The sequence below is a fragment of the Salmonella sp. SJTUF15581 genome, assembly GCF_043356775.1.
Classification (GTDB): domain Bacteria; phylum Pseudomonadota; class Gammaproteobacteria; order Enterobacterales; family Enterobacteriaceae; genus Salmonella; species Salmonella enterica.
Genome location: NZ_JBEUJY010000001.1, coordinates 66190 through 81616 on the forward strand (window position 1 = coordinate 66190; position 15427 = coordinate 81616).

At 52.1% G+C, this 15427-nt stretch carries 11 protein-coding genes and 1 pseudogene; 6 read left to right on the top strand and 6 right to left on the bottom strand.

From position 1 onward, the window contains the following. Nucleotides 1-55: 55 nt before the first annotated feature. On the top strand, nucleotides 56-1486 hold the full coding sequence (gene melB, locus ABVN36_RS00220; RefSeq protein ID WP_023138413.1) for a melibiose:sodium transporter MelB: 1431 nt from the start codon (nucleotides 56-58) through the stop codon (nucleotides 1484-1486). Nucleotides 1487-1583: 97 nt separating this feature from the next. Here melB and fumA read toward each other — a convergent pair whose 3' ends face one another. The 5 genes from fumA to ABVN36_RS00245 form a co-directional block, all read right to left on the bottom strand. Next, complete coding sequence (gene fumA, locus ABVN36_RS00225; protein ID WP_000037205.1) at nucleotides 1584-3230, bottom strand: class I fumarate hydratase FumA; 1647 nt, start codon at nucleotides 3228-3230, stop codon at nucleotides 1584-1586. 95 nt (nucleotides 3231-3325) lie between these two features. Next, nucleotides 3326-4666: an anaerobic C4-dicarboxylate transporter DcuB gene (gene dcuB, locus ABVN36_RS00230; protein WP_000899149.1), complete on the bottom strand. Its 1341-nt coding sequence runs from the start codon at nucleotides 4664-4666 to the stop codon at nucleotides 3326-3328. 146 nt (nucleotides 4667-4812) lie between these two features. Further along, nucleotides 4813-5079, bottom strand: coding sequence for a hypothetical protein (locus ABVN36_RS00235; RefSeq protein ID WP_001530565.1), 267 nt, complete (start codon nucleotides 5077-5079; stop codon nucleotides 4813-4815). Nucleotides 5080-5395: 316 nt separating this feature from the next. Beyond that, the gene (gene dcuR, locus ABVN36_RS00240) at nucleotides 5396-6115 is read right to left on the bottom strand and encodes a two-component system response regulator DcuR (RefSeq protein WP_000611307.1); all 720 of its coding nucleotides are present in this window, start codon (nucleotides 6113-6115) and stop codon (nucleotides 5396-5398) included. Next, nucleotides 6112-7743, bottom strand: coding sequence for a sensor histidine kinase (locus ABVN36_RS00245; RefSeq protein ID WP_023138412.1), 1632 nt, complete (start codon nucleotides 7741-7743; stop codon nucleotides 6112-6114). The genes dcuR and ABVN36_RS00245 overlap by 4 nt, the downstream gene beginning before the upstream one ends. A 374-nt stretch (nucleotides 7744-8117) precedes the next feature. Here ABVN36_RS00245 and ABVN36_RS00250 point away from each other — a divergent pair, with 374 nt between their 5' ends. From ABVN36_RS00250 to ABVN36_RS00265, 4 genes and pseudogenes are all read left to right on the top strand, one after another. Then, a complete protein-coding gene (locus ABVN36_RS00250; RefSeq protein ID WP_023138411.1) occupies nucleotides 8118-10547 on the top strand; it encodes a DMSO/selenate family reductase complex A subunit in 2430 nt (809 codons plus the stop codon). A gap of 13 nt (nucleotides 10548-10560) precedes the next feature. Beyond that, nucleotides 10561-11187: a DMSO/selenate family reductase complex B subunit gene (locus ABVN36_RS00255; RefSeq protein WP_000816143.1), complete on the top strand. Its 627-nt coding sequence runs from the start codon at nucleotides 10561-10563 to the stop codon at nucleotides 11185-11187. Beyond that, nucleotides 11180-11953, top strand: coding sequence for a dimethyl sulfoxide reductase anchor subunit family protein (locus ABVN36_RS00260; RefSeq protein ID WP_023138410.1), 774 nt, complete (start codon nucleotides 11180-11182; stop codon nucleotides 11951-11953). The genes ABVN36_RS00255 and ABVN36_RS00260 overlap by 8 nt, the downstream gene beginning before the upstream one ends. A 74-nt stretch (nucleotides 11954-12027) precedes the next feature. Next, a pseudogene (locus ABVN36_RS00265) lies at nucleotides 12028-12619 on the top strand (molecular chaperone). Between the two features lie 83 nt (nucleotides 12620-12702). Here ABVN36_RS00265 and ABVN36_RS00270 read toward each other — a convergent pair. After that, a complete protein-coding gene (locus tag ABVN36_RS00270; RefSeq protein ID WP_001727344.1) occupies nucleotides 12703-14103 on the bottom strand; it encodes a DUF1996 domain-containing protein in 1401 nt (466 codons plus the stop codon). Between the two features lie 303 nt (nucleotides 14104-14406). On the opposite strand from ABVN36_RS00270, the gene ABVN36_RS00275 reads away from it, so the two are divergent. After that, on the top strand, nucleotides 14407-15312 hold the full coding sequence (locus ABVN36_RS00275) for an SdiA-regulated domain-containing protein (RefSeq protein ID WP_033903600.1): 906 nt from the start codon (nucleotides 14407-14409) through the stop codon (nucleotides 15310-15312). Nucleotides 15313-15427: the final 115 nt, after the last annotated feature.

Consider the following 15427-nt stretch of genomic DNA (forward strand, 5'->3'; position numbering starts at 1 on the left):
GCGTTTAACCTCTACTAACAGAAGGCGGGCGCTGGTAACAGCGACCCGGTACCCTATGAGCATCTCTCTGACAACAAAGCTGAGTTACGGGTTCGGTGCGTTTGGTAAGGATTTCGCCATCGGCATTGTGTATATGTACCTGATGTATTACTACACCGATGTGGTGGGACTTTCGGTCGGCCTCGTCGGCACCCTCTTTCTGGTCGCGCGAATCTGGGATGCGATAAACGATCCCATCATGGGATGGATTGTCAACGCCACGCGTTCGCGGTGGGGGAAATTTAAGCCGTGGATATTGAGCGGCACCTTAACCAATTCGCTGGTGCTTTTCCTGCTGTTCAGCGCCCATCTTTTTGAGGGAACCGCGCAGGTTGTATTTGTCTGCGTAACCTACATCCTGTGGGGCATGACGTATACCATTATGGATATCCCATTTTGGTCGCTGGTGCCGACCATTACGCTTGATAAGCGAGAACGCGAACAACTGGTGCCGTTCCCGCGTTTCTTCGCCAGTCTGGCTGGCTTCGTCACTGCCGGTATAACGCTGCCGTTTGTGAACTATGTTGGCGGGGCGGATCGTGGGTTCGGCTTTCAGATGTTTACGCTGGTACTGATTGCGTTCTTTATCACCTCGACTATCGTGACATTACGCAACGTCCATGAGGTGTACTCCTCCGACAACGGTGTAACGGCGGGCCGCCCACATCTGACGTTAAAAACGATCGTTGGATTGATATACAAAAACGATCAGCTCTCTTGCCTGTTGGGAATGGCGCTGGCGTATAACATTGCCTCCAATATTATCAATGGGTTTGCGATCTACTACTTCACCTATGTGATTGGCGATGCCGATCTTTTTCCCTATTACCTTTCTTACGCCGGCGCGGCGAATCTGCTGACGCTGATTGTCTTCCCCCGGCTGGTGAAAATGTTATCGCGGCGGATATTGTGGGCGGGCGCCTCCGTGATGCCCGTTCTGAGTTGCGCAGGGCTCTTCGCGATGGCGTTGGCGGATGTCCATAATGCCGCTTTAATCGTGGCGGCGGGTATTTTCCTGAATATCGGGACCGCGCTCTTTTGGGTGCTTCAGGTAATCATGGTGGCGGATACGGTCGATTATGGGGAATTTAAGCTCAATGTTCGCTGCGAGAGTATCGCTTATTCCGTACAGACGATGGTCGTGAAGGGCGGCTCGGCGTTTGCGGCGTTCTTTATCGCTCTGGTGCTGGGGCTGATTGGCTACACGCCGAACGTGGCGCAGTCTGCGCAAACCCTGCAGGGGATGCAGTTTATTATGATTGTCCTGCCGGTACTGTTTTTCATGATGACGTTGGTTCTCTACTTCCGCTACTACCGTTTGAATGGCGACATGCTGCGCAAGATTCAGATCCACCTGCTGGATAAATACCGGAAAACGCCGCCATTCGTCGAACAGCCGGATAGCCCGGCGATTTCTGTGGTAGCGACCAGCGATGTAAAAGCGTGAGCATGTTCTCTCGTGCAGGCCGGATAAGCCGGATAAGCGTAGCGCCATCCGGCAATTAACCGATAACGCGGCCCGGGAGAACGCCGGGCCTGCCAGGTTATTTCGCGCAGTTAGCGCACTGTTTGCTGACAATCTGCTGGAAGAAATCGTTGCCTTTGTCATCCACCAGGATAAAGGCCGGGAAATCTTCTACTTCAATTTTCCAGATAGCTTCCATGCCGAGTTCCGGATATTCGACACACTCCAGATGCTTAATGCTCTGCTGTGCCAGTACCGCCGCCGGGCCGCCGATACTGCCCAAATAAAAGCCGCCATGTTTTTTACAGGCATCCGTGACCTGCTGACTACGGTTGCCTTTCGCCAGCATGATCATACTGCCGCCGTGGGATTGCAGTAGATCGACATAAGAGTCCATTCGGCCTGCGGTGGTGGGGCCTAATGAGCCAGATGGATAACCTGCCGGGGTTTTTGCCGGACCTGCGTAATAGATGGGGTGGTCTTTAATATACTGCGGCAGGTCTTCGCCGGATTCAATACGCTCTTTTAGCTTCGCGTGGGCGATATCGCGACCTACGATAATGGTGCCCGTCAGCGACAGGCGAGTCGAGACCGGGTACTGCGATAGCTGGGCGAGGATCTCTTTCATCGGACGGTTGAGATCGACTTTCACCGCGTCGCCTTCGCCCGCCTGACGCAGCGCTGGCGGAATATACTGGCCCGGATTGTGTTCCAGTTTTTCGATCCAGATGCCTTCGCGGTTGATTTTCGCTTTGATGTTACGGTCGGCCGAGCAGGAGACGCCCATCCCCACCGGACAGGAAGCGCCGTGACGCGGCAGGCGAATGACGCGAATATCGTGGGCGAAATATTTCCCGCCGAACTGGGCGCCGAGGCCAAGTTTTTGCGCTTCTTCCAGCAGTTCCTGTTCCAGGTGGAGATCGCGGAATGCCTGGCCGTGCTCGTTACCTTCCGTCGGCAGCGCGTCGTAATAGTGGGTGCTGGCGAGTTTAACGGTTTTCAGCGTGCTTTCCGCCGAGGTGCCGCCAATGACAAAGGCGATATGGTATGGCGGACAGGCTGCGGTGCCCAGCGTGCGCATTTTCTCAACGAGGAAGTTTTTCAGCTTGCCTGGGGTGAGCAGCGCTTTGGTCTCCTGATAGAGATACGTTTTGTTTGCTGAACCGCCGCCTTTCGCCACGCAAAGGAACTTGTACTCGTCGCCATCGACGGCATAGAGATCGATTTGCGCTGGCAGGTTGCTGCCGGTATTGACCTCTTTGTACATATCCAGCGGGGCGTTCTGCGAGTAGCGCAGGTTATCTTCTATATAGGTATTAAACACGCCTTTGGAGAGCGCGGCTTCATCGCCGCCGCCCGTCCAGACGCGTTGGCCTTTTTTACCCATGATAATCGCCGTGCCGGTATCCTGGCAGGTCGGCAGAATGCCTTTGGCGGCGATCTCGGAGTTTCTCAGGAATTGCAACGCCACATATTTGTCGTTTTCGCTGGCTTCGGGGTCATTGAGAATGGCGGCGACTTGCTGCTGGTGTTCAGGACGGAGCATAAAAGACGCATCATGGAAGGCCTGCTGAGCCAGCAACGTTAACGCCTGCGGCTCAACGTTGAGGATAGATTCTCCGTTGAATTCACTGACGCTGACATAATCGGAGGTGAGCAGATAATACTCTGTTTTGTCCTCTCCCATCGGGAAAGGCGCCTGATAGATAAACTCTTTTTTCGACATGTGCTTCCAGCCTAATAGTAAGAAAATGTATTAAGAACCTCACGGGCCAGGCTCTAAGTCGCGCGCCGCGCATAACCGGGCGGCGCGCGCGGCCATTACAGGAATCCGTACATTGCGGCAAAGATCCAGCCAAAGACGCAGGAGACGCTCACGCCAATCAAACCCGGCAGAATGAAGCTGTGGTTAATGACGAAGCGGCCAATACGGGTTGTGCCGGAACGGTCAAACTGAATCGCCGCCAGATCGCTTGGGTAGGTCGGCAGGATATAGTAGCCATAACATGCCGGCGCAGAGGCCACGATATACGCCGGATCGACACCGATAGCCAGCGCGACGGGAACAATCGCCGCCAGCGCCGCTGCCTGGGAGTTAACAAACTTGGAGACCAGCAGCAGAACGATGGCGTAGGCCCACGGATACTCTTTGACCATTTCGCCCAGCACGCCCTGAATTTCCGACATATGCGCGCCGAACATGGTTTCCGCCATCCAGGCGATCCCGTATACCGCGACAATCGCAATCATACCGGAACGAAAAACTTCGTTTTTTGAGATAGACGCAGGATTGGTTTTGGTCAGGATGATAATGAGCGCCCCGGTCAGCAGCATAAACATCTGAATGACCAGCACCATCGACAACGGTTTGCCGCCGAAGGTTGGACGTAAGTCGGAGTCCGCGCCCAGGAGAGCGACCACGGCAATCGCCGCCAGGAAGATCCACATCGCCAGCCAGTTGCTTTTCGGCAGTTTTTTATCCAGCAGCGTCGCGGTATCGCCGTACACGTACTGACGGTTTTCCGGTACGGAAATAAATTTCTGAAACGCTTCGTCTTTATCCAGATCTTTACCGCGGAACCAACTAAAAATACCGATTGCCAGGATACCGAGCAGGGTAGACGGGATGGTGATCGACAGCAGATCGAGGAACTCCAGATGTTTTCCGTCAAATGTCACGTTGCCCAGCATCGCTACCAGAGAAACAACGGCGACGGAAACCGGACTGGCGATGATACCCATTTGCGCGCCGATAGAACTGGCCGCCATTGGACGTTCCGGACGGATATTATTCTTGATCGCCACGTCATAGATAATCGGCAAAATGGTGTAGACCACGTGGCCTGTCCCACACAGAATCGTCAGGGTACAGGTGACGAACGGCGCCACAATAGAGACGTATTTGGGGTTGCGACGCAGCAGCTTTTCGGCAATCTGCAGCATCACATCCAGCCCGCCTGACGCCTGCAACGTCGCCGACGCGGCGACTACCGCGATAATGACCAGCATTACGTCAACGGGCGGTTTACCTGGCTGGAGATGGAAAACAAACACCAGAATGACCAAACCGATACCGCCCAACAACCCGAGCGCGATGCCGCCCTTTCGGGCGCCATAAAACAGACATATTAATATTATGAGAAGCTGTATACTAAATAACATTTTTATTTATCCTCGCGATAAACCCAGTCAATTTTGATAAATGGATCACAGCCATCTTCTGATTTGTGTGAATGAGCATCAGGAAATGGCGAATATTCAATGCGCCAGTGGCGACGATTAACGATTAAGCTTTTTACAGAGTTGCTTTAAGTAATTATTTTCTTGCGATGGTGATGTTCAGAGGGAAGCACCCTCTGGCGATGGGCAGGTGGAGTCAGCGAGAGCAGTAAATTATGATTTGTCTGTTTTAAAAACAGGCGTTTATTCTTTAATTTTTGTGTCTCGCCATCAGGTAAATCACGAGATAAAGCGAACAGAATGTGACTTATGTGATCATTGTCACGCCATTTTTTTAAATTATTAGTATGGCGTGTGGAGACGCGTATCTGCTCACCAATATACGTATTGTCCATAGGCGTAGCACAAGCTCCATTGCTACAAACATAATTTTATTTAAGTGTCAGGAAAATTCCGGACAAATCCCTTTTTTAATAAAAATACACACTCTCGGCATGGGATAATACTTAATTAACTTTTGTTAGCGTTTTGAAATTAAAAACAGCGCAGAGCGCTGTAATAATAGAAAATAACGTTAACAGGCCTGGGGTGAGTATATTTGATCTGACACAATTTCCCAGGTTTGTTATTAATGTGATAGCGTTTTTATTGGCATTGTTATAATAAATGTTACCAGGATATAACGCTTCGCGTCGGCTTTATGCGGTATCCTTACTGACAATATTGTTTCAGTAAAGAGTAATGTTCCGGCTGAACGCGGTAGCGGTAAACCGGCCTGCCGGTCACGCCGTAATGAATACTGGTAAACAAGATATGGCAATTCACCAGCCAGATAAGATATTTACGGCAGGAGACGCGCGAGATATTCACTTCGTTGGCCAACTCGTCGGTAGAAAATTCCTGCTCCTGATGCGCATCAATCCACTGGCATAAGGTGCGTAGCGTTTGCTGGGTCAGCCCTTTTGGCAGCCGACGAGGCTCCTGCTCGCTGGATGAATTACCGTGAATGAGCAGGTCAAGCTCAGACTGTTCGTAATACTGGCGTTTTTCCATCGCCGTTTTCTTACGTAGCCAGCCGGTCAACGCTTCTTCAAAGCGCGTGGCCTGAAAAGGCTTGATCAGATAATCCACCACGCCGTAGTGAAGCGAATCTTTAATGGTGGCGGCGTCAGCGGCAGAAGAAATGACAATAACGTCGCTTTTGCAGCCTGCGCTGTGCAGGACAGGCAGCAGATCCAATCCGTTTTCCTGCTGCATATAGATATCCAGCAGGATTAGGTCAATGTGATTTTCACTGTTGAAGATAAACTCTTTCGCTTTTTCCAGCGTCGAAGCGGTTCCACAACAATGAAAACCGGAGATTTGCGCGACATAGCGGCGATTTAACTCCGCGACCATCGCATCGTCATCGACAATTAATACATTGATCATAGGCTGGTCCTTTTTCCATCCCAGGGTAACTGTACAAAAAATTGTGTGAAGATCCCAGGCTCGGACTCCACGGAAATTACGCCGCCAAGCGCTTCAACCTGCTGTTTAACCAGCGCTAAACCGACGCCGCGTTCGGCGCCTTTCGACGAGACGCCTTTTTCAAAAATCGCCTCGATGCGCTCAGGTTCGATACCCGGACCGTCATCGCTCACTTCGCAATGCAGCCAGCCATGACGGTAGTGTAACGAGACGCTGATTTCGCCGCCGGATTCCTGGCTCAACGCTTCCAGCGCGTTTTCAATCAAATTACCCAGCGCCGTAATCAGCACCGTAACCTGATCTTCATTGTTATTATCCGGTAACTGGCTGTCGCTGCTTATCACCAGGCTGTGCCCGAAATCAGAGGCGCGAGTAATTTTACTGAGCAAAAAGCCAGCGATAATCGGCGACTTTATTTTACCCAGCAGCAAACCGATCTCTTCCTGATAGTTATTGGCCGTCTTGATAATATACGCTTCAAGCTGCTTATAACTCTTCAGGTGCAATAATCCCAGAATCACATGTAATTTGTTCATGAATTCGTGGGATCGTTCACGGAGCGCATCCGCGTAGTTCACCATCCCGTCCAACCGCTGCATCAGTTGGCGAACTTCTGTTTTATCCCTGAAGGTGGATATCGCGCCGATAATTTCGCCGTTGCTGCGCACCGGAACGGTATTCACCAGCAGCAGGCGGCCTTTGACGATGATCTCTTCATCGCGGCGCGGCGTACCGTCACGCAACACTTCGCTAATGTCCACCACCTGCGACCAGGCATGACTCAGGGTGGATAATTTGGCGTCATCCTGCGTTTTTCGATAATCGAGCAGCGCCTGCGCCGCATGGTTAATTAACGTGACTTCGCCGCTATCATCCACGGCGATAACGCCCTCTTTGATTGACTGCAGCATTGCCTGGCGTTGTTCAAACAGGGTTGAGATCTCATAGGGTTCGAGGCCAAACAGGATACGTTTTAGCACCTTGACCAGCGCATACGTGCCTAATAACCCCACCAGAGCGCCGAACAGAATGGACCAGATAATACTGCCGCGGCTATTGTTGATCTGCTGCGTAACGTGACTGAGTTCCAGGCCAATCGCTACCACGCCGATCTGCCGGTGATGTTCATCATAAACCGGTGTGAAAACGCGCAGCGCTTTGGCAAGAAAGCCGCGATTAATGGCAACGTTTTCCTTTCCCTGCAGCGCGAGCAGAATATCATCGCCTTTGAACGGTTGACCGATTCGCTGCGTTTCTGGGTGCGAATAACGGATGCCCTGCATGTTGGTCACCACAATAAACAAAAAGCCATTATGCTGGCTCACCGCTTCGGCGAGCGTCTGAATGCCGCTTTCCGCTGGCGGTTTTTTCAGCCCCTCGCGAATTGCCGGAGAGTCCGCCAGCGAGCGAGCCACCGCCAGCGCTTTATCTGCCAGCGCGTCGCGCGTCATGCTGCTGATTTGCGAAAAATAGATCAGATGGACCACAACGAGCACCGAAAACAAAACGGCGCTGACCATCAGAATGACGGTAGTGCCGAGTTTCATGGGGCGTTTGCGTAACGCCCGGCATGGCAGGGAGTGTTTCATAGTGGACCTGAGCGGACGAATCGTAAGGTTATTATCCCTGATGAGGCGTCTAATTCAAAGGCATAGGCGATGTTGCTCCAGTGTTGAAAAGCCAGTCTTACCTTGCCGGGCGCGCTACCTGCTCATGTCGACTGGCAAACGTCATGTCGTTAATTAATATCGCCGTATACCGTGATGGATAATTTATTTTCATCAGAATTGCATAAAATAATTTTCTATTAATTTTTATAATACCGTATGCGGTGTCACATTTTATTTTTACTGACGTTCAGAATGCGTTTGATCACAATCAATCAGCACAAATATTTAATCTATTATGATTAGTTTTCATTACATATTATTAATAATTATGGAAGCAATGTGAGAAATAAAAAATGGAAATAAAAAAATGGCTGAACACAACCATAACCCGACGTGATGCTATTGTCGCTACTGCAAAAGTAGGGGCGGCGGTGACGCTAAGTCAGGCGATTACGCTGCCTTTTGCTACCACTGCCCAGGCGCAGGATACCCCGATACCGAAGGATGCCAACGGCGAAACCGTCAGGCACAGCGCCTGTCTGGTCAACTGTGGCAGTCGATGCCCGCTTAAGGTTATCGTGAAAAATGATCGCATTGTGCGTATTGAACCGGAAGACGCGAAAGATGACGCGGTATTCGGCGAGCATCAGATTCGTCCCTGCCTGCGTGGGCGTTCCAGTCGCTGGCGCGTCTATAGCCCGGATCGCATTAAGTATCCGATGAAAAGAGTGGGAAAACGCGGTGAAGGAAAATTTAAACGTATTTCATGGGATGAGGCTACGGCCTTTATTGCGGCGGAATTAACGCGCGTTAGCGAAAAATATGGCCGGGAAGCTATTTATTATAATTATCAATCCGGGGCATATTATCATACGCAGGGATCGCCCGCATGGAAGCGATTGTTAAATCTCACCGGCGGCTATTTAAATTACCATAATACCTACTCGACCGCGCAAATCGCGACGGCAACGCCCTATATGCATGGTACCTATGTTGGTAGCCATTTTACGCAGATCGCGCATTCCGATCTGGTGGTGCTATTTGGCCTGAATCTCTCAGAAACGCGGATGTCCGGCGGCGGTCAGGTTGAAGAGCTGCGCCGGGCGCTGGAGACCTCGAAAGCCCGAGTCATTATTATCGATCCGCGCTATACCGATTCGGTGATTACCGAACACGCCGAATGGCTACCGATTCGCCCAACCACGGACGCTGCGTTAGTCGCCGGCATAGCGCATACGCTGATTACCGAACAGCTTCTCGACGAGGTGCTGGTAAACCGCTATTGCGTCGGCTATGACCGTAGCACCTTGCCGGACACGGCTGCGCCTAACGCCAGCTATAAAGACTATGTTCTTGGCACGGGCGATGACGGTATCGCGAAAACCCCGGAATGGGCGGCGGATATCACCGGTATTCCGGCAACGCGTATTCGCCAACTGGCGCGCGAAATCGCCTCGGCGCGCGCCTGCTATATTTGCCAGGGCTGGGGGCCGCAGCGTCATGCCAACGGCGAACAAACCGTGCGTGCTATTCAGACGCTGCCAGCGTTAACCGGCCACTTCGGGCGGCCCGGCACCAACAATGGCAACTGGCCTTACGGTACGCCGTATGGCGTGCCATTGTTGCCCGTCGGTAAGAATCCGATCACAACCTCTATTCCTTGCTATCTGTGGACGGACGCCATTCAGCATCCGGAGAAAATGACCGCGACGACAATGGGTGTGAAAGGCGCGGACAGGCTAAAAACCGGAATTAAGCTGTTTTTCAACCAGGCCGGTAATACCTTGCTGAATCAGCACGGCGAAACGAACCGCACCCGACAAATTCTCGCGGATGAATCGCTGTGTGAAACCATTATCGTGATTGAAAACCATATGACGCCCAGCGCGATGTATGCGGATCTGCTGTTGCCGGAGACCAGCTATCTTGAGGCGGAAGACCTGGTGGACAGCTCCTATGCGGCGGGATCGCATAACTATATGATTGCGATTCAGAAAACCGTTAAACCGATGTGGGAAGTGCGCAGCACGTATGACATCTGCGCGGATATCGCCGGGCATCTTGGACTGCGCGAGCAATATACCGAGGGCCGAACTCAGGCGCAGTGGGCGGAGATGCACTATCAGCAGATCCGTGAAAAACGTCCATACCTGCCGGAGTGGAGCGTGGCGAAAGAGATGGGCGTGATTGACCAGCGTATCGCTACCGAGCAGCAGAGCCTTGCGTTTGCCGATTTCCGCGCCGACGCCGAGGCTAATCCACTCTCCACGCCGTCGGGCAAAATTGAAATTTACTCCCAGGCGTTGGCGGATCTGGCGCAAACGTGGACGTTGCCAGAAGGCGAGCGAATTCCCGCATTGCCGGAATTTTGTCCGGCGAAAGAGTCGCATCTTAACAAAACGCTGACGGCGAAGTATCCGTTACAGTTAAGCGGCTTCCATACCAAAGGGCATACCCACTCGACCTACAGCAATGTGCTGATGCTGCATGAGGCAGTGCCGGATGAAGTCTGGATTAACCCGATTGACGCCAGCGCCCGCCAATTGAAGTCCGGCGATCGGGTGCATGTATTCAATGACCGCGGCGTGGTGGAGCTTCCCTGTAAAGTGACCCAGCGCATTTTACCCGGTGTGGCGGCGATGCCGCAGGGCGCGTGGACGCGGCTTGACGGCAACGGCGTTGATGTCGGCGGCTGTATCAATACGCTGACCAGCCACCATCCTTCGCCGCTGGCGAAAGGCAATCCGCAGCATACCAATCTGGTTGAAATTAAACGCGCTTAAGGAGTGATGTACGATGAAACAGTATGGCTTTTATGTTGACTCCTCGCGCTGTTCAGGCTGTAAAACCTGCCAGGTAAGCTGCAAGGATAATAAAGATCTGGATGTCGGTCCGAAACTGCGCCGCGTCTATGAATATGGCGGCGGAAGCTGGGTGAAAGAGGGGGAAAGCTGGCATCACGACACCTTTACCTACTACCTCTCTATTGCTTGTAACCATTGCGATGAGCCGGTATGTGTCTCCGGCTGTCCGACCGGGGCGATGCATAAACGCAAAGAAGATGGTCTGGTCGTGGTGGATGACAGCGTATGCGTCGGCTGTCGCTATTGTGAAATGCGTTGCCCCTACGGCGCGCCGCAGTTTGATACGCAGGCGAACGTGATGCGTAAATGCGACGGTTGTCTTGACCGACTGGAGAACAATCTGCGCCCTATCTGTGTGGATTCTTGCCCGCAGCGAGCGCTGGATTTCGGCCCTGTCGATGAATTACGGGCAAAATATGGCACGGAGAATCAAATCGCGCCGCTGCCTTCAGCGTCGTTCACCCATCCTAACCTCATTATTAAACCGCATCCGAAAGCGAGACCCACGGGCGATACGGAAGGCGCAATCATGAACATTCGGGAGGTGCGCCATGCATGAGTTACCGCTGGTCTTTTTTACGGTCTTTACCCAGAGCGCGGTCGGCGCATTTATTCTGCTGCTGATTGGCGGCGCAATGGGGCTGGTCGCGCCGCGGCGCAAGGCTATTGGTCTGTTCTCGGTGATGTGCCTGTTTGGGCTGGGCGTCATTGTCGGCACCTTCCACGTCGGGCAACCGCTGCGTGCGCTGAATATGCTGCTGCGCGTCGGACATTCGCCGATGAGTAACGAGATTGTCTTGTCGGCGGCTTTTTCGGCGCTCGGCGGGCTGGGGGCGCTCGGTTTGTTGCTGAACCGGGCGACGCCGCTGTGTAACGCGTTGGTCTGGTTGGCGGCGATAGTCGGAGTTGTCTTCTTATACGCCGTTCCGCAGATTTACCAACTGCCGACGGTGGCGACCTGGCGTTCATCTTACACCACGGCAATGATGATATTGACGCCGTTGATTGGCGGCGGCGCGTTGGCGGCATTGTTTGGCGTGCGCCGTCTGGGGCTACTGGTCAGCGTGTTGGCGATTTTGGTGAGCTTTTGTCTGCGCCCGGGCTATATGGCGACGCTGATGAGCGCCGATAGCGCTCTGACCGCTGCGCAGCATAGCTGGTTTACCGCCCAGGCGATATTGCTGGCGGCGGGCGTGGTCGGGGTGGTGGTCTGCGCGCGCCTGAAGTCGAGCGCTGCGGTGCTGGCCATGACGGCTGTGGTGGTTATCGCGGCGGAGTTGGCGGGTAGGATTGCGTTTTACAATCTGTGGACGCTGCCAATGTAGTTTTTGCCCGGCTTGTGCCATGTAAGCCTGATCAGCGTAGCGTCATCAGGCGAAATATTTCAGGAGCTATTGCTATGCCTTCCCGTGCTGTTTTGCCGCGTATCCTCGGCGCACTGTTTTACTACTCCCCTGAGAGGCCGGAGGTGAAAGCGTTGTTCGATTGTTTGCCAACGTTGCCTGAGCTTTACCCCTGGCGCGATCGCGGACCTATTGAATCAGTGTGCGTCATGGTCGCTACCGGATGATGATGCGCTTACATGGCAATTTTCCGTGTTGTTTGAAGGCCAGGGAAAGATGCCCGTCCCGCCCTGGGGATCGGTCTATCTGGAAAAAGATAATTTGCTGATGGGGGAAACCACCGCCGATTATCGAGCTTTTTTACAGTCGCAGGGAATGGTATTCACTGACCGTGAACGCGAGCCGGAAGATCAGTTTGGCCTGATGCTATTAGCCTGTAGCGATCTGCTGGCACGAGGCGACAACGTGGCGGCCAACCGGTTACTGGAGGCGCATCTGCTGCCCTGGGGATTCCGCTATCTGGAATTGCTGCAACGCAATACCGTTAGCGCCTTCTATGCCCGGCTTGCCATCGTAGCGACCTGTTATCTGCAGGATGTTCAGCAGCAACAGGGACTACAGCCTGAGAGTAAACGGTTGTTTTTCTGAGGTATTGGTCAGGTTTTGATGACGTGCCGTAATACTTGTGCCGCCATTGTGCCCGCTGTTGCGTCAGCGGGCACAGTTTACTATTACAGCTCCGGCGTCTTTTTGAAACCGGTCAGCATCAGCACCAGGCTCTGTTTTGAGTCCGCTGGCGTGAAGTCGTAGTGATTTCCCTGACGGTCGCCGCCGATATACCAGGATATTTCCGTTTTCCCTTCCGCCAGCGCTTTGCGCACCGCTTTATCGACATCAACCATGCGATACTCATGTGAATGGTCCAGATATAACACGGCATCGGAACGGTAGTTGATCGCCGGTTTATTGTTCCAGGACACGGTACTGACGTGCCAGTCACTGCTGGTCGGGTAAAAGAAAATTTGATCGGCGCCGTTCGTTTCCGTTTTGCCGCCAAAAAGGCGAATACGGTATTTGAATAGCGAAGCGTCCATATTGGCAGGCAGGGGCGGGATCTTAAATTTCACCAGCGTGAGCGTTTCCGGGTGCTGCGTGCGTCCGCCATTTGTCCAGTCATCCTGTACGTACAAGGTATCGACGCTGGCATGAGGCTTGTCGTCTTCGCTACTTACCCAGGTATTTTCTTCCGCTTTACTGTAGGCGTAAGGAACCGTAGTGCCGCAATCCAGTCCCTGATTCATACACAGATCCGTCATAAACTGCGCGCCATCTTCCGTCCAGCCATTCATAAAATCGGCATGGGCGGTATAAAGACTTCCCCAGCGCTCTTCCCGGGTTTCGCCATGCATTACCGGGTCCATCGACAATTCCACTTTGGACGTATCCAGCGAGGAGATCTGCGGGAGTACCCAGGCGATGTTCATATTAACCGTCGGGATTTTGACCGGATAGTCTGCGGAACATTTCCCGTGGTCGGCATAGATAGCGTTATTGTGGCTATGGGTCGGTTTCAGGTTGACGCCATCCCAACAGTTGGGGAAAGCGATCCCGATATTAAACTGGACGGCATCGCCCGCTTTACGCAGGCCGCATATTTCGCCTACCTTGTTGGTGTAACCTTTGCCGTTGGCACATAAAAAGGTGATTGCAGAACTGGGGCCAGTACCGTGATGATCGCCTGCCAGTAACTCCAGCCCGGCCGGGAATGGATGGAGCGGATATTGCGCTACATTTGTGGATTGATAATAGGTCTTTTGGTAGGCCGGATTTACGATTTCACCATCGGGTAATTTCATGGACGGCGCCCAGTAAGCGGAGCTGTCGGCTTTATTATCGCAGGTGGTATCGGGTTGCGCGCGCAACGTCTGGTAGGTAGAGACCGCGTCGGTGTGGGTGTTGCCAAAAAAGTCATGCCACATCGCCTGATTCGCTTTACCAAACATCATAATCGCGTCATCGCCCAGCGTGTGGTGATAGCCGCACACGACATGTGCCTGAGGACCGGCATGGGCCGGGAATGCGCCAGCGGCAACGAGCGTAGCCAGGCTGACGGTAATAAGGTTGAGTTTCATTTTTTTGCTGCCCGGTTGAATAGAAGTGGGAGCAGCAATAGCAGATCAGATTGCGGTGTTACATCTCATTAATTATCACTTTTTGTCATTTGCTCTGCATACAGGGGCGAATTTGCAGACGTACTATTTAAATAATTAGCCGAAACTACCCTCCTCTTGATTATGTCAATTTACAAAAAGGGTACGTTAGTGATTAAAATCGGGCTTTTTGTGATAACCCTCACTATTTCATTTTGCCTATGCTAATGGCGCTCGCCATAACCGAATAACGATTCTATCGGACATCGGCTTTATTTTTAAGAAATGCGTTACGACATCTGTCGTGACGCGATCTGCTATGGATTTTTTATGAGATTACTAAAACGCGTTATTGTGGTTGTACTCTTGGGCGTGATTTTATTTATGGTCAGGGACGATATACGCTATGTTTATCAACTGATCCTCAAATATGGTGATAAACCCTCGGCGCTGGCACTGAGTAGCTATAAAGCGGTTATTCAGCAAAAACCAGTCGCAGGAGTTAAGAGTAACCTTTCAGGTTTGACCTACTCCGCCGAAGACAGGATGCTTTTCGCCGTTATTAATAATCCCCCTGAACTGGTCTGGTTAACGACAGAAGGGCAGCTGGTAGGGCGGATGCCGCTGCAGGGCATCCACGACCCGGAGTCTATTGCATGGAGTGGGGGCAATCAGTTCCAGATAGGCAGTGAGAAAGATGGCGCGGTCTATAAAACACAGGTGGATATTCAGCGCGGCGCCATGCAGATAATCTCCATGGTGAAGCTTGAGGGCTATGACAAAGCAAAAAATAAAGGGCTGGAAGGTACGGCATGGGATGCGAAAAATGAGAGATTATATGCCGCAAAAGAAAGAAAACCCATTATGATCAAAGAAGTAGAGATGAGCAAAAATGGTATCACCAGAGCGTTGCCTTCTGCCATCACTGCAAGTGTGAGCGATGTCTCCGGACTTGAATACCATGCCCCAACGGATTCGCTGCTGGTGTTGTCGGACGAGTCAAAAATGATTCTGGAGGTCAGTTCCGAGTGGCGGGTGCGCGATCGATTGTTCCTGACGGCGGAGTGGTCAGGGCTCAGAGACGATATCCCCCAACCAGAAGGGATTGCCATGGATAATGAAAATAATTTGTATATTGTAAGTGAACCAAATCTGTTTTATAAATTTTCGTGTGATATACAGAATGGCTAAAATCTATTTTTACTGTCACAGTATGCTAAAACAGAACAAGGTTATTAATACCATGATTTGACGATTGTTTGATTCGTTGATTCATTGTTGGGGATATTTATGTTTTACTTACCTC